Below are 20,344 nucleotides of genomic sequence, written 5' to 3'. Positions count from 1 at the left end.
CTCGTCCAAACCACACGCTTCTCTTCATAGATTTCTGTGAGGATACCTGCAAAATCCGCTTATAAAACACTCTCTTTGCGGCTTTTACATGCGAATTGCGTGTGATTTGTGCAAACGATAAAAGCTTTTGGAAAATTGTTTGACTTATAAGTCCCAGAAAGTAATATATGCGCCACGCAGCGACGAGAAGCTCTTAACGAGTGGCTCGAAGCACTCGAAAGAGGCGTTGTGTGGTGAGGTGGCCGAGAGGCTGAAGGCGCTCCCCTGCTAAGGGAGTATGCGGTCAAAAGCTGCATCCGGGGTTCGAATCCCCGCCTCACCGCCATTTTGCATCCGTAGCTCAGCTGGATAGAGTACTCGGCTACGAACCGAGCGGTCGGAGGTTCGAATCCTCCCGGATGCACCATCTATTACTTCATATTGCTTTAGAAGTGATATGAACATCGAGCAGTACAGTAGTAAATCCCGATGCATCCGTAGCTCAGCTGGATAGAGTACTCGGCTACGAACCGAGCGGTCGGAGGTTCGAATCCTCCCGGATGCACCATTTACTATTTCTGAAAGCAGTACCCTGATGCATCCGTAGCTCAGCTGGATAGAGTACTCGGCTACGAACCGAGCGGTCGGAGGTTCGAATCCTCCCGGATGCACCATCTATTACTTTGTGTTGCTTTTTAAGTGACACCAAGTATCAGCAGCAATAGCAGTAAATCCCGATGCATCCGTAGCTCAGCTGGATAGAGTACTCGGCTACGAACCGAGCGGTCGGAGGTTCGAATCCTCCCGGATGCACCATCTTCTCCTGGTTTGTTTATTCCTTCGACGTTCCGTCAGCAATCACACTCTCTGTCAGCGACAAAAACGCCCGTTTACGATAAAGTAACCCTTTGTTAATCGGTTAGCGAGAGCACGATGTACGCACAGTATGACGGTTTGATCTTCGATATGGATGGCACGCTTCTGGATACCGAACCCACGCATCGCCAGGCCTGGACGGACGTTCTTGGACGTTACGGTATGCGCTTCGATCTCCAGGCGATGATTGCCCTCAACGGATCTCCTACCTGGCGTATCGCACAGGCCGTGATTGAACTTAATCAGGCCGATCTCGATCCGCACCAGCTCGCGCGTGAAAAAACAGATGCAGTCAAAGCTATCCTGCTGGATACCGTGCGTCCTCTGCCGCTTATTGACGTGGTAAAAGAGTGGCACGGACGTCGCCCGATGTCGGTCGGCACGGGCAGCGAAAGCGCCATCGCCGAAGCGCTGCTCAATCATCTTGGCCTGCGCCACTATTTTTCTGCTGTGGTTGCCGCCGACCATGTTAAAAATCACAAACCCGCACCGGACACCTTCCTGCTTTGTGCAGAACGAATGGGTGTGCCGGCGGCAAAATGCGTTGTCTTTGAAGATGCCGACTTTGGCATTCAGGCCGCGCGTGCTGCCGGAATGGATGCGGTGGATGTTCGCTTACTGTGAGTGACGCGCTGTCACTTTTATCATTATTCGCCAGTAGTTTTTTAAGTGCTACGCTCTTACCGGGTAATTCGGAAGTGGTGCTGGTGGCGATGCTGTTGTCTGGCGTGAGTCAGCCCTGGTTGCTTGTGTTAATAGCAACAATGGGTAATAGCCTTGGAGGGCTGACTAACGTTATTCTTGGGCGTTTCTTTCCGCTGCGTGAAAAATCGCGCTGGCAGGAAAAGGCAGTCGGCTGGCTAAAACGCTATGGCGCTGCCACGCTGTTATTAAGCTGGATGCCTGTAATAGGCGATTTACTGTGTCTGCTGGCGGGATGGATGCGCATCTCCTGGGGGCCGGTGCTCTTTTTTTTGTGCCTTGGCAAGGCGTTGCGCTATGTTCTTGTGGCGTGGGCAACACTACAGGGTATGACGTGGTGGCACTAATTGGTGGAATGAATACGCGACCTTCAATCGTCAACCATTACAATTATGCTGAGTAACATTACTTTGACAGGCGGGAGGTCAATTTGATCCCGGACGTATCACAGGCGCTGGCCTGGCTGGAAAACCACCCTCAGGCACTGAAGGGTATTCAGCGTGGCCTTGAGCGTGAAACGCTGCGCGTAAACGCGGATGGCAGCTTAGCGACGACGGGTCACCCGAAGACGTTAGGCTCGGCGCTGACACATAAATGGATCACTACCGATTTCGCTGAAGCACTGCTGGAATTTATCACTCCGGTGGACGGTGATATTGATCATATGCTGACGATATTGCGCGACATCCATCGCTACACCGCCCGAAATATGGGCGATGAGCGTATGTGGCCGCTCAGCATGCCCTGCTATATCGAGCAGGGGCAGGAGATTGAACTGGCGCAATACGGCACGTCGAATATCGGTCGACTGAAAACGCTGTATCGCGAGGGTCTGAAAAACCGCTACGGCGCGTTGATGCAGACGATCTCAGGCGTACATTACAACTTCTCTTTGCCGATGGCTTTCTGGCAGGCGAAATGCGGTGAAACGGATAAGGATGCGATCTCCGCGGGTTACTTCCGCCTGATCCGCAACTATTACCGTTTTGGCTGGGTTATTCCTTACCTGTTTGGTGCGTCTCCGGCTATATGCTCCTCGTTCCTGCAGGGGAAACCGACTACGCTACCGTTCGAGAAGACCGCGTGCGGAATGTACTACCTGCCGTATGCCACCTCGCTGCGTCTGAGCGACCTTGGCTATACCAATAAATCGCAAAGCAATCTCGGTATTACGTTTAACGAATTGCACGAATATGTGGCAGGATTGAAGCGGGCGATCAAAACCCCGTCGGAAGAGTACGAGAAAATCGGACTCGAAAAAGACGGCAAACGTCTGCAAATCAACAGCAATGTGCTGCAGATTGAAAACGAACTGTACGCACCGATTCGTCCGAAGCGCGTGACGCGCAGCGGTGAAACCCCGTCGGATGCGCTGCAGCGCGGCGGGATCGAATACATTGAAGTGCGCTCACTGGATATCAACCCGTTCTCACCGGTCGGTGTTGATGAGCAGCAGGTTCGCTTCCTGGATCTGTTTATGGTCTGGTGTGTGCTGGCCGATGCGCCGGAAATGAGTTCAGACGAACTGCTCTGTACCCGCACTAACTGGAACCGCGTGATCCTGGAAGGACGCAAACCGGGCCTGACGCTGGGTATCGGCTGTGAAACGGCGCAGTTCCCGCTGCCTAAAGTGGGTAAAGATCTGTTCCGCGACCTGAAGCGCGTTGCCCAGACAATGGACAGCCTTTACGGTGGCGAAGCGTATCAACAGGTCTGCGACCAGTTAGTGGAATGCTTTGATAACCCGGAACTGACATTCTCGGCGCGTATTCTGCGTTCTATGATTGATCAGGGCATCGGCGGAACAGGGCGTGCACTCTCCGCGGAGTACCGTGAAATGCTGATGCAGGAGCCTTTAGAGATCCTGAGCGAAGCGGATTTTGCGGCGGAGCGCGATGCGTCTGTCGTACGTCAGAAAGAGGTCGAAGCGGCGGATACGGAGTCGTTTGAGGCGTTCCTGGCGAAGCAGGCTTAAGCAGAAAAGAAAAAGGCCACATCGCTGTGGCCAAAATATACATCTCTGAATTCAGGGATGATGATAACAAATGCGCGTCTTTCATATACTCAGACGTGCATTCTGTAGAAGAGTTCAGTTTATTTTAAAAAAAATCACTATCGGAGGTGACGTATGCCGTTATTAGATAGCTTTACTGTCGACCATACCCGTATGGAAGCACCTGCAGTCCGCGTGGCGAAGACCATGAACACCCCGCACGGCGACACGATCACCGTTTTCGATCTGCGCTTCTGCGTGCCGAATAAAGAAGTGATGCCGGAGAAAGGCATTCATACGCTGGAACACCTGTTTGCTGGTTTTATGCGTGACCACCTGAACGGTAACGGCGTGGAGATTATCGATATTTCTCCGATGGGCTGCCGTACCGGTTTTTACATGAGCCTGATCGGCCAGCCGGAAGAGAAGCGTGTTGCTGATGCGTGGAAAGCGGCCATGCAGGACGTGCTGAAGGTAAAAGAGCAGAACCAGATCCCCGAGCTGAACGTCTACCAGTGCGGCACATACCAGATGCACTCTCTGGAAGAAGCCCAGGAGATCGCGCGTCACATCATCGAGCGTGATGTTCGCGTCAACAGCAACGAAGAGCTGGCCCTGCCAAAAGAAAAACTGCAGGAACTGCACATCTAGTGCACCTTTTCCCTCTCCCACCGGGAGAGGGTAGGGTGAGGGTTGTTTAACCCATGACCACAACGTCTACCTTCTCCTTTACCCATCGTCCCCTCGTTCCGTTTGCCCATGATTACGTTCATGGTGACAGCGAGCCGTGGCACCAGCACGACTGTGCCCAGCTGCTGCACACCCTGAGCGGGGTGGTAAGAGTGGATACCGCATCGGGCTGTTGGGTTGTACCGCCGGGCCGTGGCGTCTGGCTGCCAGCAGGAACGCAACACTCGCTTCGCATCACCGGCAACGTGGCGGCGCGTACGCTGTTTATCGATCCGCTGGCGCGGGCCGATCTCCCTGCAACCTGCCAGATCGTGCAGATCTCGTCGCTGTTACGCGAACTGATCCTCGCTTCCCTGCTGCTTGATGAGTCTTACTCGCCGGGGAGCCGCGACGAGCGGGTGTATGAGCTGATTCTGGATGAGATCCGTTTGATGCCAGTGCTGCCGTTTCATCTGCCGGAGCCGGAAAGCGAGCCGTTACGCCAGCTTTGCCAGCGGATCCGCCAGGCACCCGGTGAAAGCTGGAGCAGTACTGAGGCGGCGAGTTCCGCAGGCATGAGCGAGCGCACACTGAACCGTCATTTTCAACAGCAGACCGGTTTACGCTACGCAGAGTGGTTGAGAAGGGCGCGCCTGCTGGAGGCGTTGCAACGGCTGGCTCAGGGGCAGCCCGTGTTACGCGTGGCGCTGGATCTGGGCTACGGTAGCCACAGCGCCTTTACCGCGATGTTTCGCCGGGTGATGGGGACATCACCCAGCGATTACTTCAAAGACAGCTCACCGCATTAAACAGCGCCTGGAGCGAGGCGCGCGCCACGTCACTGTCAATGCCCACTCCCCAACGGCTGCTGCCGTCCTGGAACAGGCAGCGGATGTAAGCCACCGAGCGGCTGTCGCTGCGCTCCCCCAGCGTATGTTCGTGGTAGTCTTTAATCACAAACGGGGTGTTGAGCCAGCGGCTTAACCCACTGGCTGCCGCGGATAACAGCCCGTTGCCCTGGCCTTCAAGCTGGCGCGTTGCGCCCTGCGTCACGACGCTTGCCGTCAAACGTAACTGACCGTCCTGCTGACTGTCGCTGCGATAAGATTGCAGGGCAAAGTGTGGGTCTGCGACCAGCCCGTAGCGGCTGCGAAACAGTTGCCACAGGGCGTGCTGCGTCATCTCTTTACCATGGCGATCGGTCTCCTGCTGCACATGCTGGCTAAAATCCTGCTGCAACGCGCGGGGCAACTTCAGACCATGATTCTGCTCGATGAGCCAGGCGCTGCCGCTTTTCCCGGACTGGCTGTTAACCCTGATCACCGCTTCATACGTGCAGCCGATATCCTGCGGATCGACGGGCAGGTACGGCATCTCCCAGCGCTCGCCCGGTTTGCGGGCATCAAAGCCTTTTTTGATGGCGTCCTGATGCGAGCCCGAGAAGGCGGTATAGGCCAGCCGTCCCGCCCACGGATGGCGCGGGTGTACCGGAAGCTGGTTGCAGGCTTCCACTACTTCTACCACCCGGTTCATATCGCTAAAGTTGAGATTCGGGCTGATCCCCTGGCTGTAGAGATTCATCGCCAGCGTTACCAGGCAGACGTTGCCCGTGCGTTCGCCGTTGCCAAACAGACAGCCTTCCACCCGGTCCGCACCCGCCATCACCGCCAGCTCCGCGCTGGCCACGCCGGTGCCGCGGTCATTATGCGGATGAACGCTGATGCAAACATCGGCGCGACGGCTAAAGTGGCGGCAGAAATACTCAATCTGATCGGCATACACGTTCGGCGTGCTGACCTCCACGGTGGCCGGTAAGTTGATCACCATGGGCCGTTCGGTGCAGGGCTGCCAGATCTCCGCCACCGCTTCACAAATCTCCAGCGCAAACTCCGGCTCGGTAAAGCAGAAGGTCTCCGGGGAGTATTCGTACTGCCAGCGCGTCTCCGGGTTCTCTTCGCACAGCGTGCGGATAAGCCGCGTGGAGCGTGTTGCCAGCTCAACGATTTGCGCTTTCTCCAGGCCGAACACCAGGCGGCGAAACAGCGGGGCGGTGGCGTTATACAGATGGACGGTGGCCTGTTTCGCGCCACGTAACGATTCAAAGGTGCGGACGATCAGGTCTTCTCGTGCCTGGGTTAATACCTGAATTGTGACGTCATCCGGGATGCGATTCTCTTCAATCAACTGGCGAACAAAGTTGAAATCCGTCTGCGAGGCAGAAGGAAAGGCAACTTCAATCTCTTTAAACCCGCAGCTTAACAGCAGATCCCAGAACTGCAGCTTGCGCGTGCTGTCCATGGGTTCGGCCAGGGCCTGGTTGCCATCGCGTAAATCGGTTGAGAGCCAGCGCGGGGCATGGGTGATGCGTTGCTCAGGCCAGCGACGGTCGGGAAGAGAAATAACGGGATAAGGCTGGTACTTGTCGGCGGGTGTGTTCAGCATGATGCGCTCCTGTTGTCTTTTCACTATCGTGAATCGATTTCAGGAGCGCTGCTTTATCGGATGTGACAATTGCTGTCGCGTTTTGGACAACAGCGCGGGTTTTGCCGGATGTGCACATATCGTAGGCCCGGTAAGCGAAGCGCCATCGGGCATTTCACGCAGAGGACTAGTGCGCGCCACCCCCTCCACCGCCGGCACCAAACGGCGGTCTGGCAAACCACACCAGCCCCAGCAGGACGATGAAGATCCCCGCGGATATCCAGAAAATCTCGTTAGCCGAGATAATCAGCCCCTGGTTGGTGATCTGCTGGGCAATCCAACCGGACGCCTGCTGTTCCGTCATGCCCATCCCCTGAAGCTGGCTATACATCTGCTGCGCATTCGGGTTGTACGGATTTACCGCTTCGGTCAGCTGCGCATGGTGCATCGATTCCCGGTTTGTCCACAGCGTGGTGGTGATCGATGTCCCGATGGAGCCCGCTAATGTACGGGTAAAGTTCGACAGGCTCGACGCGGCCGCCAGACGCTCAGGCGGTAAGCCAGACAGCGTGATGGTGGTCAGCGGCATAAAGAAGCACGCTACCGCGAAGCCCTGAATAAACTGCGGCCACGCAGAGGCGCCAAAGTCCATCCCCGGTTCAAAGGTATACGCACGCCAGTAGAAGCACACCGCATACATAATGAAGCTGAAAGTCACCAGCCTGCGCATGTCGAGCTTATGGGCAAAGCGGCCAATGATTGGCGACAGCAGCACCGGGATCACCCCAACAGGCGCAGAGGCCAGACCCGCCCAGGTCGCGGTATAGCCATACACCTCCTGCAGCAGCTGCGGCAGCAGAACAATCGCGCCGAAGTAGAGCATATAGGCGAGGCTGATACACAGACAGCCGATGGTGAAATTTCGCGACTTAAACAGCGAGAGATCGACTATCGGGTTGTCGTCCGTCAGCTCCCAGACAATCAGGAAGCTCAGCGACACCACCGCGACAATGGTCAGGATGATGATCTCCTGCGAGTTGAACCAGTCCAGCTCCTTACCCCGGTCGAGCATTATCTGCAGACTGCCGATACCGAGGATCAGCAGCGCCAGACCAATGCTGTCGATTCGCCGCTGTTCGGTACGGGTCTCACGACCGCGCAAGGATTGCAGCGTCATCAGAACCACAACCGCTCCAATCGGAACGTTGATGAAGAAGATCCAACCCCAGTGGTAGTTATCGCTGATGTACCCGCCGAGAATCGGTCCGCAGATAGGCGCGACGATCACGGTCATTGACCACAGCGCCAGCGCGACGGAGCGTTTTGCAGGCGGGTAGTTACTCAGCAGCAAACTTTGCGAAAGGGGGATCAGCGGCCCGGCGACAATCCCCTGGATGACGCGGAAGAAAATCAGCATCGTCAGGCTGCTGGACATCCCGCACGCCCAGGAGGCCAGCACAAACGCCACTGTTGACCACAGGAACAACTTCACCTCACCGACGCGCTTCGCCAGCCAGCCGGTAATCGGAATGGAGATGGCGTTTGCCACCCCGAACGAGGTAATGACCCAGGTTCCCTGGCTCAATGATGAGCCAAGGTTCCCGGCGATCGTCGGGATCGCCACGTTTGCGATGGTGGAGTCCAGCACCTGCATGAATGTCGCCAGCGACAGCGCAATGGTCATAATGACCAGCTGCGCGCCTTCCAGCGGTTTTTGCGGCTTTTGCTGTTGCATAACGCTCACCTTCGGATTAACCGGCGTTTGCCTTCACGATGTCATCGATCAGCTTGTTGACCGGATCGAGGCTAATTTCACGGGCGTTACTTTCATAAGCCGGGGTGCTACGTACCTGGCTTGCCAGAATCTGGCCGTCGCGGTTAGCGGTATCCACCGTCACCAGCGTGGAGAGGCCAATACGCAGCGGATGGTCTGCCAGCTGTTTAGGATCAAGCTCGATACGCACAGGCAGACGCTGCACCACTTTGATCCAGTTACCGGTGGCGTTTTGCGCAGGCAGCAGCGAGAAGGCGCTGCCGGTACCCATATCCAGACCCACTACTTTACCGGTGTACTTCACGTCGTCACCGTAAATGTCGCTGATAACAGTTGCGGTCTGGCCGATACGCATATGGGCAAGCTGCGTCTCTTTGAAGTTCGCATCAACCCACAGATTGTCCGCCGGCACGACCGCCATCAGCGGCGTGGTTGGGCTGATCTGCGCGCCTGGCTGTACGGAACGACGGGAGACGTAGCCGGTCATCGGGCTGACGATTTTGGTACGCTGCAGGGCAAGCCATGCGTTACGCACTTCGGTCGCCGCCTGTTGTACCGCAGGCTGGTTTTCAAGGCTGGTACCGAGAATCATCGCCTGGTTAGCGTTGTACTGCTGAATAGCCACATCCAGCTGCGCCTGGGCGCTGGCAACGGCATCGCGGGCGTGCTGCAGCTCTTCACGGCCAATCAGATTGGCAGTACCGAGCGGCACGCGACGGTTCAAATCGCTCTGTGCCTGGGCGAGTGCGGTTTTCTGCACGTCGATGTTGGCCTGCAGCTGCTTGCTGTTGATCATCAGCTGACGGGTCTGACGCACGCTGGAGGCCAGCGCGGTCTGTGCTTTTTCAAACGCCTGTTGAGCGTCGGTCGGATCCAGCGTGACCAGCACATCCCCTTTTTGCACAAAGTCGGTATTGTCAGCCCAGACTTTCGTCACGCTGCCCGACACCTGCGCCATAATTTGTACCTGATTCCCTGCCACGTATGCGTCGTCTGTCTCTTCTGCATGACGCAATACTAAAAACCAATAGATCCCATATGCCACGGCAATAATGATAAAGAGCAAGGTCAACAGAAGAAGGGCGCTCTTACGTTTGCCTTTCTTGTTGGCCGGTTGCTGCGGGGTTGTGTTCTCCGCATTTGCGCTCATTGTTGTTCTCCACGATCTTCTTATTTTCACATCGGCTGAGCCGACCTGTTGTCAGAAAGGCCAGCAGTGTAACGTGCTGGCCTGTCAGTTTTCTTTTATTAAATCTGGATGTTCGAGCGTGTCGTCGCGTTAGCGCAGCGCCTCAAGGATGGCGCCATCTTCATCCATCTGATCCAGACGGGTGAGCAGCTTGCGAGTGATGTGCTCAAGCTGGTCGCGCTCGCTTGTGCTGAGGACAGACCAGAGTTTGTGCAGGCAGTTGTGCTGAGGTGGCAGCACCTCACGCAGGAATTGGTGACCTTTGTCGGTCAGTTGCAGATGCAGGCAACGGCGGTCGTTATCGCTTTCACGGCGTTCAATCCAGCCGCGCTTTTCCAGCTCATCAGCGATACGGGTGGCGTTCGTACGGGACGAACCCAGCGCGCAGCTCAGCTCAGACGGCTGAATACTGTGGTTTTCCTGAGACTCCAGCGTAATCAACGCCATAAATAACGTCTCGTTAATCCCCTGAGCTTTCAGCATCTTATTACGATTATCCAGCAGTTTCCCCTGCATGTGCATGCACAGGCGGGTCAGCAGGATTTCCTGATACGGGAAGTCCTCATGACGACTGGCGCGGAATTTAAGCATTTGTTCAATGGGCGTAAACGAACTATCCATTTGGGCATAACCTCATTAATTACAGCCGATATAGTAACGACAGTGACAAATAATGTAAATGAATTATTTGTGCGGTTAAATCCGCCAAACTAATGTCACTATCAGAAAGCGCCGGGTGAGTCCGTGACCCGGTGAGCACAGAAAGAGAGAGGGATGAACCCGCGGAAGAGAGGATGTGAGGACAGGGGTCTGAACTATTCATGCCGTTTGAAAATATGTCACCCACATTAAAATTTCTGGGATAAATGATTACGTTTACATTAACAGAGTGAGGGGCCCCTTTACACCCTAAGAGGCCCAAAGCTATGTAAAACTTAGTGAATGGCTTCCTGGCGATGGTATCCGCGCCACCATACTACCAGGTTTAGCGCGGCGACAACGGCTCCTGTCGCGCACACGCCTGTCCACCCGCCATGCTGCCACGCCGAGGCGGAAATTAACGAGCCCGCAGCACCACCAATGAAGTAGCTGGTCATGTACCCGGCAGTAAGACGGTTTCGCGCGTCTGGCTTCACGCGGTAAATCACGGTCTGGTTAGTGATATGCACGCCCTGTACGGTGAGGTCGAGCACCAGAATGCCGACGATCAGCGCCAGCACGGAGGTATGACCGTACCAGATGGCCGCCCAGGAGAGCAGAAGCAGCACCAGTCCCGCGCTGGTGGTCATGTGAGATTTGCCCTTATCGGCCAGCCCGCCTGCCGGACGCGCGCCGAGCGCCCCCGCCGCACCAGCCAGACCAAACAGACCAATCACCCCTTCGGAATAGTTAAATGGCGGTGCAGCCAGCAGAAAGGCCATCGACGTCCATAGAATGCTGAAGTTGGCGAAGGTGAAACATCCCAGCAGCGCACGGGTGCGCAGGAGTTTATCCCGGGTAAAGAGGCTGAACACGGAGGCCAGAAGCTGAGGATAGTTCAGGTGATTTTCCTGCTTCACCTTCGGCAAGCCGCGCCAGAGCGCGAGCGCCATCACCACCATCAGCACGCTTGCCACCCAGTAGACGGTACGCCAGCCGCCAAGGCTGGCCAGCAGACCTGCTACGGTACGTGCCAGCAGTATCCCCAGCAGCAGGCCGCTCATGATAGTGCCCACCACTTTGCCGCGCTTTTCCGGTGCGGCGAGGGTGGCGGCCAGTGGAACCAGAATTTGCGCCACCACGGAGAACAGACCCGTCAGCGCGGTGCCGATAATCATCATTGTTAAAGAGTGGCTGCTGGCGGTGATCAGCATGCCGCCTGCGGCCAGCAGGCTCATGGAGACAATCAGCATCCGGCGCTCAAACATATCGCCGAGCGGCACCAGGAACAGCAGTCCGGCGGCATAGCCGAGCTGCGCGGCGGTGACAATAAAGCCTGCCGAGCTGGCAGAAAGGTTAAACGCCCGGGCGATGGTATCGAGCAGAGGTTGAGCGTAGTAGTTACTGGCGACCGCCAGACCCGTTGCCACGGACATTAAAAGAATAAGCGCGGGGCTAAGCCCCTGAGATGTTTTTGTCATGGGTTTCAGAAATCATTAGTTAAGTGATTATTTTTCCGGAAACAATAATAACCAATGATTGTGAAGGATGGGGGATTGTTGGGTGATGGATTGTGCGGTTTAGGGGATGGTGCGGTCTGGTGCCCTCATCCTAACCCTCTCCCTGTGGGAGAGGGAACGATTAAGAGGGCCGGGGTGAGGGGAAAAACTTACTTCTGCGCCTCAAGCGCTTCCTTCACCCAGCCATCAAACTGCTGCTGGTGGGCTTTAATCCAGCCGTCAACGTGGCCCTTCACATCCGCCTCAGACGATTTGCCCGCGTGCATCATCGCATTCTGGGCGTTGATGTCCGCCAGCGGCAGCTTCATTACCGAGAACAGTTTGGCCGCGGCAGGGTTTTTCTCCGCCCAGGCTTTGTTGGCGACGATATGCATCGTATTCACCGGGAAGCCGTAGTTCATGCCGTTCGGCAGTTTGGTGTCGATATCTTTCTGCTCGCCCGGCAGGGAGGAGAACGGTACCTGCAGCCACACCACATCTTTACCCGGCTTTAGCACGTCGCTCACCCAGTACGGGGTCCAGGTGTAATAAATCACCGGTTTGCCCTCTTTAAAGCGGGCGATGGTGTCGGCCATCATCGCTGAGTAGTTGCCGTGGCTCACGTCGACGGTTTTCGCCAGACCGTACGCTTTGTTCTGGTGGTTAATCACCGCTTCACAACCCCAGCCCGGCGAGCAGCCCATCATATCGGCTTTGCCGTCGCCGTTAGTGTCGAACAGTTTGGCGATCTTCGGATCTTTCAGCTGCTCAATATTGGTGATGTGGTACTGGTCGGCGGTTTTCTTGTCGATCAGATAACCCTGCGCCGCACCGGTCACGAAGGTGCCTTCACGGTAGAACTTCTTATCACCGCCAGCCGCGGCGTACATATCGTCGTGCAGCGGCTGCCAGTTGACGGCAGTGAAGGTCGCATCACCGGAGGCAATCGAGGTGTAGCCGACGTTGTAATCCACTTCGCTCGGCGTATTGACCGTATAACCCAGCTTCTCCAGCGCGCGGCTGACGATAAGCGTCTGGAAGCTCTCTTCCGAAATGGTGCTCTGCACCGGCTGCACGGTAATGCCTTTACCCGGCAGGTCCGCGGCGAATGCGCTGGTGGAGACAAGGGTGGCAAACGCTGTGGCAAAAAGTACCTTATGTCGCATCGTTGTTCCTTATTTTCTGAATGGGCGGGTGAGTAACCCGACAGGGCCGGTGGTATACCAGCGACGGTTGCCGCGACTGCGTGAATCACGACCGACAGCCTGGGTCAGGCGGTCAAGGATAATGGCGAGGATCACAATGCCCACGCCGCCGACGGTCGCCAGCCCCATATCGAGGCGGCCAATACCGCGCAGTACCATTTGACCCAGCCCGCCAACGGCAATCATCGAGGCGATCACCACCATCGAGAGCGCCAGCATCAGCGTCTGGTTAACCCCCGCCATGATGGTAGGCATTGCCAGCGGGAGCTGAACTTTAAACAGCATCTGCCGCGGGCTGGCACCGAACGAACGGGAGGCCTCAATCAGATCCGCAGGCACCTGGTTAATCCCGAGTATTGTCAGACGAATAATCGGCGGCAGGGCAAAGATAATGGTCACCACCACGCCCGGCACGTTGCCGATACCGAACAGCATCACGATGGGCACCAGATAAACGAACGCTGGCGTGGTTTGCATCGCATCCAGCAGCGGACGAACGATCTTCGCCGCCCGTGGACTGCGCGCCAGCCAGATCCCCGTAGGCAAACCGATGACAATGCAGAAGAGCAGGGCGGTCAGCACCAGTGCCAGGGTGATCATCGCCTGCGACCACGCGCCAATGGCACCAATCGCAATCAACGAGATCAGCGTGGCGATCCCCATGCCTGCGCTACCAAACTGCCAGGCGATCAGCGAGAACAGCACAATCGCCACCGGCGCGGGCATGCCCAGCATCAGCTGCTGGAAGCCGTTGAGGATGTAATCCACCGGAACGCGGATCCCCTGGAAGACGGGACGGAAATGGGTAACCACCCAGTCGATCCCCTCCGTTACCCAGCTGTCCAGGGGGATCAGCGTTTTGTGGAACGGATCCATAATATTGAAATGTTCTGGTGCCGGTGCTGGCGCATTATTGAGCCAGTCTGCCGCGCCACCGCCATCGGCCGGTGCTGGCGTGGAACCCCACGCATCGGCAGATTGCGCAGCGCTGTCTGCTGCCTCTGTGGTGCCCCACGGGTTAGATTGATCAGCCATGGTTTGCCCCCTCGCGATCTAAAGCCTGCAGCAACATCCGTTTTGAGATGATGCCGACGTACTGTTGTTCTTCTCCAATAACCGGCACGGCACAGGGTGCCTGGCCGACGTGAGAGAGCAACTCGCTGAGCGGCGTTTCGGCATCCACGGCGAGCGGAGCGTCAATTAACGCCGCATCAATTCCCTGGTTTTCGCTGAGCGCGGTTTTGAGAGAATCGATGGAGACAACGCCGACAAATTTATTGCCGCGTTCAACCAGATAACCGTATTCACGGTCTTCGTCCTGCAGAAGCTTAAGGGCAGAGCGCGGACCGAAACCTGGCGTTTTACGAATAATGCCGTTCGGGGTACGACGGGCAATATCTTTGGCGCTAAACACCTGGCTAATATCCACGCCGCGGAAGAAGGTCCGCACATAATCATTTGCCGGATTATTCAGAATTTCATCCGGTGTACCGACCTGCACCACTTTGCCATTTTGCATAATGGCAATGCGGTCGCCAATACGCATGGCTTCATCGAGATCGTGAGAAATAAAAACAATCGTTCGCTGATGTCTGGCCTGTAATTTTACCAGCTCATCCTGCATCTCGGTGCGAATTAAGGGATCAAGCGCCGAGAAGGCTTCATCCATTAATAAAATATCGGGATTAATGGCTAATGCGCGGGCTAAACCTACACGCTGACGCATGCCGCCGGAAAGCTCATCCGGATACGCATGGGCATAATTTTCAAGCCCCACCTGGCGCAATGCATCAAGTGCTTTTTCCTGACGTTCGCTGGCGGCAACGCCCGCTAATTCCATACCAAAGGCGGTATTATCCAGTACCGTCATATGCGGCATCAGGGCGAACGACTGGAAGACCATCGCAATTTTTTTTCTGCGCACCTCGCGGAGTTCGGCATCTGATATTTGGGCAATGTCTACACCATCAATCAGGACCTGCCCACGGGTGGGTTCAATCAGGCGATTGAGAAGGCGAACCATAGTGGATTTACCCGAACCGGATAACCCCATGATGACAAAAATCTCGCCTTCTTCAATGGCCAGACTGGCGTCTTTAACGCCAAGCGATAGCCCGGTTTTTTCCAGAATTTGCTCTTTCGAAAGGCCTTTTTCAATATATTTGAATGCGCGCTGCGGATGCTCGCCAAATATTTTATAAAGATTCTTCACTTCTAATTTAATTGCCATGCAATAGAGAGTGTCCTGTTATTTGTTTATGTCGATATGATTACCATGGTAAATTGTTAACGGGCATAACCCTAACATACTCAGATTCTGAGGCAACCCTGGGTTTGCTTATGGGTTGAATTTTGCAGTAAGCGAAACGGCTGAATTTCCCATGAGTAAAGGGCTGAGCGCGATCTGAATTTTTGTGAATTTTTTGCTGCGCCATCGGGAGAATTCGCCTGGATCGGAGTGATTCAGGCGAATATGTCGTGGAGATGACAGTGTAGCTGAAGGTGAAATATCCGGAAGGAAATTGGAATATTTATATTTAATTAATGAACGTTAAGGCGCTCATTAAAAATCCCAGTCCTCATCTTCTGTTTCCACCGCTTTACCCATCACATACGATGAGCCGGACCCGGAAAAGAAGTCGTGGTTTTCATCAGCGTTGGGGGAGAGCGCCGCCAGAATTGCCGGGTTCACGTCGGCCATTTCCGGCGGGAACAACGCCTCGTAGCCGAGGTTCATCAGCGCCTTATTGGCGTTGTAACAGAGGAAGGCTTTTACCTCCTCTTCCCAGCCGGTTCCGGCGTAGAGCTCTTCGGTATAGCTCAGTTCGTTATCATAGAGATCCATCAGCAAATCAAGGGCAAATCCTTTTAGCTCCTCGCGTCTGGCATCACTGACTTTCTCCAGCCCTTTCTGGTACTTATAGCCGATGTAATACCCGTGCACCGCTTCATCCCGGATAATGAGGCGAATGAGATCGGCGGTGTTGGTGAGTTTGCCGCGGCTCGACCAGTACATCGGCAGCCAGAAGCCAGAGTAGAAGAGGAATGATTCCAGAAACACGCTGGCGATTTTCTTCTTCAGCGGCTCATCGGCCTGATAATAATCCAGCACCAGGTTGGCCTTGCGCTGCAGTGACTCGCTCTCTTCACTCCAGCTGTAGGCCGCATCCACATCTTTGGTCTGGCACATCGTCGAGAAGATCGAACTGTAGGAGCGGGCGTGCACCGCTTCCATAAAACTGATGTTCGACATCACCGCCTCTTCGTGCGGCGTCAGCGCATCGGCCATCAGCGCGGGGGCGCCAAGGGTATTCTGGATGGTGTCCAGCAGCGTCAGACCGGTAAAGACGCGGATTGTCAGCTGCTGCTCGGCATGACTCAGGGTTTGCCAGGCCGGAATATCGTTAGAAAGCGGCACTTTTTCCGGCAGCCAGAAGTTGCTGGTCAGGCGGTTCCACACCTCCAGGTCCTTATCATCCTGAATGTGGTTCCAGTTAATCGCACTCACGCGTGACAGTTTCATCCTTTCTCCTTACAGCGCGCAGGACACGCAGCCTTCGATTTCGGTGCCTTCCAGCGCAAGCTGGCGCAGGCGAATGTAATAGAGCGTTTTAATGCCTTTCTTCCAGGCATAAATCTGTGCTTTGTTGATATCCCGCGTGGTGGCCGTGTCCGGGAAGAAGAGCGTCAGCGACAGGCCCTGATCCACGTGCCGGGTTGCTTCGGCGTAGGTATCGATGATTTTTTCCGGGCCAATTTCATACGCGTCCTGATACAGCGCCAGGTTCTCATTGGTCATAAACGGGGCGGGGTAGTAGACGCGCCCGGTTTTGCCCTCCTTGCGGATCTCAATTTTCGACACAATCGGGTGAATGCTCGACGTGGCGTGATTGATATAGGAGATAGAGCCGGTGGGCGGCACCGCCTGCAGGTTCTGGTTATAGATGCCGTGGCGCATCACATCGTCACGCAGCTGCTGCCACATTTCGCGCGTGGGCAGAACGATCCCGGCGCGGGCAAATAACGCGCGCACTTTCTCCGTTTTCGGCTGCCAGTCGCCCTCCAGGTACTGACTGAAATATTCCCCGCTGGCATAGCGCGACTGCTCAAAGCCCGCGAAGCGCTGGTTGCGCTCGCGCGCCAGCATCATTGAGGTGTGCAGCGCATGCCAGGTGATGGTGTAAAAATAGAGGTTGGTGAAATCCAGCCCTTCCGGGCTGCCGTAGGCGATGCCTTCCCGCGCCAGATAGCCGTGCAGGTTCATCTGCCCCAGACCAATGGCGTGCGACGCGGCGTTGCCTGCCTCAATGGACGGCACGCTGCGGATATGACTCATGTCTGATACTGCCGTCAGGCCGCGAACTGCCGTGTCGACCGTACGGCCAAAATCGGGGGAATCCATGGTGTGGGCAATATTCAGCGACCCGAGGTTGCAGGAGATATCTTTGCCGATGTCGGCGTAGTCCAGATTCTCGTCATAAGTGGACGCGCTGTTGACCTGCAAAATCTCCGAACAGAGGTTGCTCATGTTGATGCGCCCGGCAATCGGGTTCGCACGGTTTACCGTGTCTTCATACATGATATACGGGTAGCCGGACTCAAACTGAATTTCGGCAAGCCGCTGGAAGAAATCGCGGGCGTTGATGTATTTTTTGCGAATGCGATCGTCGGCAACCAGCTCGTCGTAAAGCTCGCTTATCGCCACGTCACCAAACGCTTTGCCGTAAATTCGCTCGATGTCATACGGCGAGAACAGCGCCATGTCGGCATTCTCTTTGGCGAGCTTAAAGGTGATATCCGGGATCACCACGCCGAGCGACAGGGTTTTGATACGGATTTTTTCGTCGGCGTTTTCGCGTTTGGTATCCAGAAAACGCAGAATGTCCGGGTGGTGGGCGTGCAGGTAGACTGCCCCGGCCCCCTGACGCGCGCCAAGCTGGTTGGCGTAGGAGAAGGCATCTTCCAGCATCTTCATTACCGGGATCACGCCGGATGACTGGTTCTCAATGCGCTTAATTGGCGCACCCGCTTCACGCAGGTTAGACAGTAAAAACGCCACGCCGCCGCCGCGTTTGGACAGCTGCAGCGCCGAATTCACCGCGCGGCCAATCGACTCCATATTGTCTTCTATACGCAGCAGGAAACAGGAGACCAGCTCGCCGCGCTGGGCCTTGCCGCAGTTAAGGAAGGTCGGAGTGGCTGGCTGGAAGCGTCCGGAGAGGATCTCTTCCATCAGCTGTTCAGCCAGGGCTTCATCGCCCTGGGCCAGGGTCAGCGCCACCATCACCACGCGATCCTCAAAGCTTTCAAGGTAGCGTTTGCCGTCAAAGGTTTTCAGGGTGTAGCTGGAGTAATACTTCCAGGCGCCCAGAAACGTCTGGAACCGAAAACCGCTGGCGTGAGCCCGCTCAAATAACCTGACCACAAAGGCGCGGTCGTAACGGGAGAGCACGCGTTCTTCGTAATACCCTTCGTTGACCAGGTAGTCGAGACGCTCATCCTGGCTGGCGAACGTCACGCTGTTTGGACGGACGTGGGCGGCAAAAAAGGCGTCCACGGCGTCATGATCTTTACCAAACTGGATGCGCCCCTCGCGATCGTAGAGGTTAAGCATCGCGTTTAAGGCGTGGTAGTCCGGTGTCGCCTGCATTACGCGTTCTGCGGTTGTCGTTGCCAAAATTCGTTCACTCCTTTACGCACGTTCTCTACGTCCTGCTGTGTCCCCATCAGTTCAAAGCGATAGAGATACGGCACGCCGCATTTTTGAGAGATGACATCCCCGGCGCGACCAAAGGCGTCGCCGAAATTACGATTGCCCGCCGCAATCACGCCGCGAATAAGCGCGCGGTTATGGGGATCGTTGAGAAAGCGGATCACCTGACGCGGTACCGCACCTGCCGTACCGCCGCCGCCATAGCTGGGAACCACCAGAATGTAAGGGTCGTCTACCTGAATACGCTCCCGCTCGTTGAGCGGAATGCGCACCGCAGGCAGCCCGACGCGCTCAATAAAGCGGAGCGTGTTTTCCGAGCTGCTGGAGAAGTAGACCAGCCCGCTCATGCCCTTGCGGCCTGCGCGGCGAGGCGGTTAATCATGTCCGGGCGAAAGCCAGACCAGCTGGTTTCCCCGGCCACCACCACTGGCAGCTGGCGAAATCCCTGGGCACGCAGAGTATCGGCAGCCTCGGGCACCAGATCGATATTCACCATCTCAAAGTCCACCCCGCGGCTTTCCATAGCGCGTTTGGTCGCGTGGCACTGAACACAATCGTTACGAGTGTAAATAATAATGCTCATGATTCGTATTTCCATTTAAAATGAGAGAACGGCGCGAAGCATCGCGTCAGGTTGTGTGTGTCTTGCTAAAGGGAATACTAGATGTAGTTGTGCTAATTTTCAACCATACAAGATATGGGAAATTCAGATTGATGGCGCCCCAATGATGAGCACAGCGGGGCAGGGCAGGCTACACGGGTTTTTCAGGCTTTCAGGCAATGAAAAGCCCCGGCGCCAGAGGCAACCGGGGCTGATAACGCGTGCTTACTTACGCAGGCTAAGCAGGGCGCCAACAAAAATACCCACCGCCGCGACCGTACCCAGGGTACACAGCGGTTTTTCACGAACGAAGGTGGTGGCGCAACTCGCCATGTCGCAGGCAGCCTGGGTGGCGCGTGAACGGCCATGCATACGGGCACGGGTTTCACGCAGCAGAGACTGAGCCTTACGTTTTGCGGCCTCCGCATCGTCCTTCGCATCGGAGCCCCAGGATTTCAGCACCTCTTCCAGCGTGTCCGCTAATTTGCTGACATCATTACGAATATCCTGAGCGTCGTCGTTAATATCGTTTCGGTTCGGTCTGTTAAACATACGATCCTCCATAATTTTGTCTTCCGGTTTAGTTTAGTTCAGAAATTTAATATCTGAAGCGAGTCACGACTCATCAGGCCGTTTATGGAATATTCTGAAAGCCCTGCTAATGCTGAATACTGTAAGGTTGCCGGGCAGGAAAAGATAACGAGGAAAAGATATGTATTTACGACCGGATGAGGTGGCGCGCGTTCTTGAAAAAGCGGGATTCACCATGGATGAAGTGACGCCAAAAGCGTATGGCTATCGCCGTGGCGAGAATTATGTTTACGTGAATCGTGAAGCCAGAATGGGGCGTACCGCTCTTATTATTCACCCGACGCTGAAAGACAGAAGTCTGTCATTTGCTGAGCCTGCCTCGGATATTAAAACCTGCGATCACTACCAGCAATTTCCGCTCTATTTAGGCGGCGAGACGCACGAGCATTATGGTATTCCGCATGGTTTTAGCTCGCGTATGGCGCTGGAGCGGTTTCTGAAGGGACTGTTTGGCGACGCACAATAATACTGCGACTGGCATATGCCAGTCGCT

19 protein-coding genes and 5 tRNA genes are annotated in these 20,344 nt (G+C 55.6%); 11 read left to right on the top strand and 13 right to left on the bottom strand.

Going from position 1 to position 20,344, the window contains the following annotated elements; genetic code table 11:
• Positions 1–232 precede the first annotated feature (232 nt).
• From AC2FAK_RS16150 to AC2FAK_RS16105, 10 genes are all read left to right on the top strand, one after another.
• Positions 233–325 (top strand) — tRNA-Ser (locus tag AC2FAK_RS16150).
• Between the two features lie 4 nt (positions 326–329).
• Positions 330–406: transfer RNA gene (locus AC2FAK_RS16145), tRNA-Arg, on the top strand.
• A 64-nt stretch (positions 407–470) separates the two neighbouring features.
• A tRNA-Arg gene (locus tag AC2FAK_RS16140) sits at positions 471–547 on the top strand.
• A gap of 29 nt (positions 548–576) precedes the next feature.
• Positions 577–653 (top strand) — tRNA-Arg (locus AC2FAK_RS16135).
• 65 nt (positions 654–718) lie between these two features.
• Positions 719–795 (top strand) — tRNA-Arg (locus AC2FAK_RS16130).
• Between the two features lie 117 nt (positions 796–912).
• Positions 913–1,479 (top strand): fructose-1-phosphate/6-phosphogluconate phosphatase, encoded by a 567-nt coding sequence (yqaB, locus tag AC2FAK_RS16125; RefSeq protein WP_020686219.1) that lies wholly within the window; start codon positions 913–915, stop codon positions 1,477–1,479.
• A complete protein-coding gene (locus AC2FAK_RS16120) occupies positions 1,476–1,904 on the top strand; it encodes a YqaA family protein (RefSeq protein WP_014833021.1) in 429 nt (142 codons plus the stop codon). The genes yqaB and AC2FAK_RS16120 overlap by 4 nt, the downstream gene beginning before the upstream one ends.
• A gap of 83 nt (positions 1,905–1,987) precedes the next feature.
• The gene (gene gshA / locus AC2FAK_RS16115) at positions 1,988–3,532 is read left to right on the top strand and encodes a glutamate--cysteine ligase (RefSeq protein ID WP_013098433.1); all 1,545 of its coding nucleotides are present in this window, start codon (positions 1,988–1,990) and stop codon (positions 3,530–3,532) included.
• Between the two features lie 153 nt (positions 3,533–3,685).
• Positions 3,686–4,201 carry an S-ribosylhomocysteine lyase gene (luxS, locus tag AC2FAK_RS16110; RefSeq protein ID WP_013098432.1) on the top strand — a complete coding sequence of 172 codons (516 nt, stop codon included), beginning with the start codon at positions 3,686–3,688 and terminating at the stop codon, positions 4,199–4,201.
• Positions 4,202–4,254: 53 nt separating this feature from the next.
• On the top strand, positions 4,255–5,028 hold the full coding sequence (locus tag AC2FAK_RS16105) for an AraC family transcriptional regulator (RefSeq protein ID WP_094084772.1): 774 nt from the start codon (positions 4,255–4,257) through the stop codon (positions 5,026–5,028).
• Here AC2FAK_RS16105 and leuA read toward each other — a convergent pair.
• From leuA to AC2FAK_RS16040, 13 genes are all read right to left on the bottom strand, one after another.
• A complete protein-coding gene (gene leuA, locus AC2FAK_RS16100) occupies positions 5,006–6,661 on the bottom strand; it encodes a 2-isopropylmalate synthase (RefSeq protein ID WP_057072118.1) in 1,656 nt (551 codons plus the stop codon). The two genes, AC2FAK_RS16105 and leuA, sit on opposite strands and share 23 nt — an antisense overlap.
• A 166-nt stretch (positions 6,662–6,827) precedes the next feature.
• Entirely contained in the window at positions 6,828–8,375 is a 1,548-nt protein-coding gene (gene emrB, locus AC2FAK_RS16095) for a multidrug efflux MFS transporter permease subunit EmrB (protein WP_013098429.1), read from the bottom strand.
• A gap of 16 nt (positions 8,376–8,391) precedes the next feature.
• A complete protein-coding gene (gene emrA, locus AC2FAK_RS16090) occupies positions 8,392–9,564 on the bottom strand; it encodes a multidrug efflux MFS transporter periplasmic adaptor subunit EmrA (protein WP_013098428.1) in 1,173 nt (390 codons plus the stop codon).
• Positions 9,565–9,693: 129 nt separating this feature from the next.
• Positions 9,694–10,224 (bottom strand): transcriptional repressor MprA, encoded by a 531-nt coding sequence (gene mprA / locus AC2FAK_RS16085; protein ID WP_013098427.1) that lies wholly within the window; start codon positions 10,222–10,224, stop codon positions 9,694–9,696.
• Between the two features lie 314 nt (positions 10,225–10,538).
• On the bottom strand, positions 10,539–11,723 hold the full coding sequence (locus AC2FAK_RS16080; RefSeq protein ID WP_095455303.1) for an MFS transporter: 1,185 nt from the start codon (positions 11,721–11,723) through the stop codon (positions 10,539–10,541).
• 188 nt (positions 11,724–11,911) lie between these two features.
• Complete coding sequence (gene proX / locus AC2FAK_RS16075; RefSeq protein WP_013098425.1) at positions 11,912–12,907, bottom strand: glycine betaine/L-proline ABC transporter substrate-binding protein ProX; 996 nt, start codon at positions 12,905–12,907, stop codon at positions 11,912–11,914.
• A gap of 9 nt (positions 12,908–12,916) precedes the next feature.
• Positions 12,917–13,981 (bottom strand): glycine betaine/L-proline ABC transporter permease ProW, encoded by a 1,065-nt coding sequence (gene proW / locus AC2FAK_RS16070; protein WP_013098424.1) that lies wholly within the window; start codon positions 13,979–13,981, stop codon positions 12,917–12,919.
• The gene (gene proV / locus AC2FAK_RS16065) at positions 13,974–15,176 is read right to left on the bottom strand and encodes a glycine betaine/L-proline ABC transporter ATP-binding protein ProV (protein WP_095455304.1); all 1,203 of its coding nucleotides are present in this window, start codon (positions 15,174–15,176) and stop codon (positions 13,974–13,976) included. The genes proW and proV overlap by 8 nt, the downstream gene beginning before the upstream one ends.
• 333 nt (positions 15,177–15,509) lie before the next feature.
• Entirely contained in the window at positions 15,510–16,469 is a 960-nt protein-coding gene (nrdF, locus tag AC2FAK_RS16060) for a class 1b ribonucleoside-diphosphate reductase subunit beta (protein WP_095455305.1), read from the bottom strand.
• Positions 16,470–16,478: 9 nt separating this feature from the next.
• Positions 16,479–18,623, bottom strand: coding sequence for a class 1b ribonucleoside-diphosphate reductase subunit alpha (gene nrdE / locus AC2FAK_RS16055; RefSeq protein WP_095455306.1), 2,145 nt, complete (start codon positions 18,621–18,623; stop codon positions 16,479–16,481).
• The gene (nrdI, locus tag AC2FAK_RS16050; RefSeq protein ID WP_029883717.1) at positions 18,596–19,006 is read right to left on the bottom strand and encodes a class Ib ribonucleoside-diphosphate reductase assembly flavoprotein NrdI; all 411 of its coding nucleotides are present in this window, start codon (positions 19,004–19,006) and stop codon (positions 18,596–18,598) included. The genes nrdE and nrdI overlap by 28 nt, the downstream gene beginning before the upstream one ends.
• Entirely contained in the window at positions 19,003–19,242 is a 240-nt protein-coding gene (nrdH, locus tag AC2FAK_RS16045) for a glutaredoxin-like protein NrdH (protein WP_013098419.1), read from the bottom strand. The genes nrdI and nrdH overlap by 4 nt, the downstream gene beginning before the upstream one ends.
• A gap of 243 nt (positions 19,243–19,485) precedes the next feature.
• Entirely contained in the window at positions 19,486–19,812 is a 327-nt protein-coding gene (locus tag AC2FAK_RS16040) for an ElaB/YgaM/YqjD family protein (protein WP_046889284.1), read from the bottom strand.
• Positions 19,813–19,972: 160 nt separating this feature from the next.
• Between AC2FAK_RS16040 and AC2FAK_RS16035 the strand changes: the two genes are divergently transcribed.
• Positions 19,973–20,317 carry a DUF2002 family protein gene (locus tag AC2FAK_RS16035; protein WP_013098417.1) on the top strand — a complete coding sequence of 115 codons (345 nt, stop codon included), beginning with the start codon at positions 19,973–19,975 and terminating at the stop codon, positions 20,315–20,317.
• The last annotated feature ends 27 nt before the right edge of the window (positions 20,318–20,344 follow it).

It is taken from the genome of Enterobacter cloacae complex sp. 394F7, assembly GCF_057320385.1.
Note: the sequence above shows the minus strand (reverse complement) of the source record. Positions and strands in the feature narration are given on the sequence as shown.

Excerpts from the sequence above, each read along its gene's own strand:
- yqaB (WP_020686219.1), top strand. The coding sequence starts at position 913 with ATGTACGCACAGTATGACGGTTTGATCTTCGATATGGATGGCACGCTT.
- luxS (WP_013098432.1), top strand. The coding sequence starts at position 3,686 with ATGCCGTTATTAGATAGCTTTACTGTCGACCATACCCGTATGGAAGCA.
- AC2FAK_RS16105 (WP_094084772.1), top strand. The coding sequence starts at position 4,255 with ATGACCACAACGTCTACCTTCTCCTTTACCCATCGTCCCCTCGTTCCG.
- leuA (WP_057072118.1), bottom strand. The coding sequence starts at position 6,661 with ATGCTGAACACACCCGCCGACAAGTACCAGCCTTATCCCGTTATTTCT.
- emrB (WP_013098429.1), bottom strand. The coding sequence starts at position 8,375 with ATGCAACAGCAAAAGCCGCAAAAACCGCTGGAAGGCGCGCAGCTGGTC.
- emrA (WP_013098428.1), bottom strand. The coding sequence starts at position 9,564 with ATGAGCGCAAATGCGGAGAACACAACCCCGCAGCAACCGGCCAACAAG.
- mprA (WP_013098427.1), bottom strand. The coding sequence starts at position 10,224 with ATGGATAGTTCGTTTACGCCCATTGAACAAATGCTTAAATTCCGCGCC.
- AC2FAK_RS16080 (WP_095455303.1), bottom strand. The coding sequence starts at position 11,723 with ATGACAAAAACATCTCAGGGGCTTAGCCCCGCGCTTATTCTTTTAATG.
- proX (WP_013098425.1), bottom strand. The coding sequence starts at position 12,907 with ATGCGACATAAGGTACTTTTTGCCACAGCGTTTGCCACCCTTGTCTCC.
- proW (WP_013098424.1), bottom strand. The coding sequence starts at position 13,981 with ATGGCTGATCAATCTAACCCGTGGGGCACCACAGAGGCAGCAGACAGC.
- proV (WP_095455304.1), bottom strand. The coding sequence starts at position 15,176 with ATGGCAATTAAATTAGAAGTGAAGAATCTTTATAAAATATTTGGCGAG.
- nrdF (WP_095455305.1), bottom strand. The coding sequence starts at position 16,469 with ATGAAACTGTCACGCGTGAGTGCGATTAACTGGAACCACATTCAGGAT.
- nrdI (WP_029883717.1), bottom strand. The coding sequence starts at position 19,006 with ATGAGCGGGCTGGTCTACTTCTCCAGCAGCTCGGAAAACACGCTCCGC.
- nrdH (WP_013098419.1), bottom strand. The coding sequence starts at position 19,242 with ATGAGCATTATTATTTACACTCGTAACGATTGTGTTCAGTGCCACGCG.
- AC2FAK_RS16040 (WP_046889284.1), bottom strand. The coding sequence starts at position 19,812 with ATGTTTAACAGACCGAACCGAAACGATATTAACGACGACGCTCAGGAT.
- AC2FAK_RS16035 (WP_013098417.1), top strand. The coding sequence starts at position 19,973 with ATGTATTTACGACCGGATGAGGTGGCGCGCGTTCTTGAAAAAGCGGGA.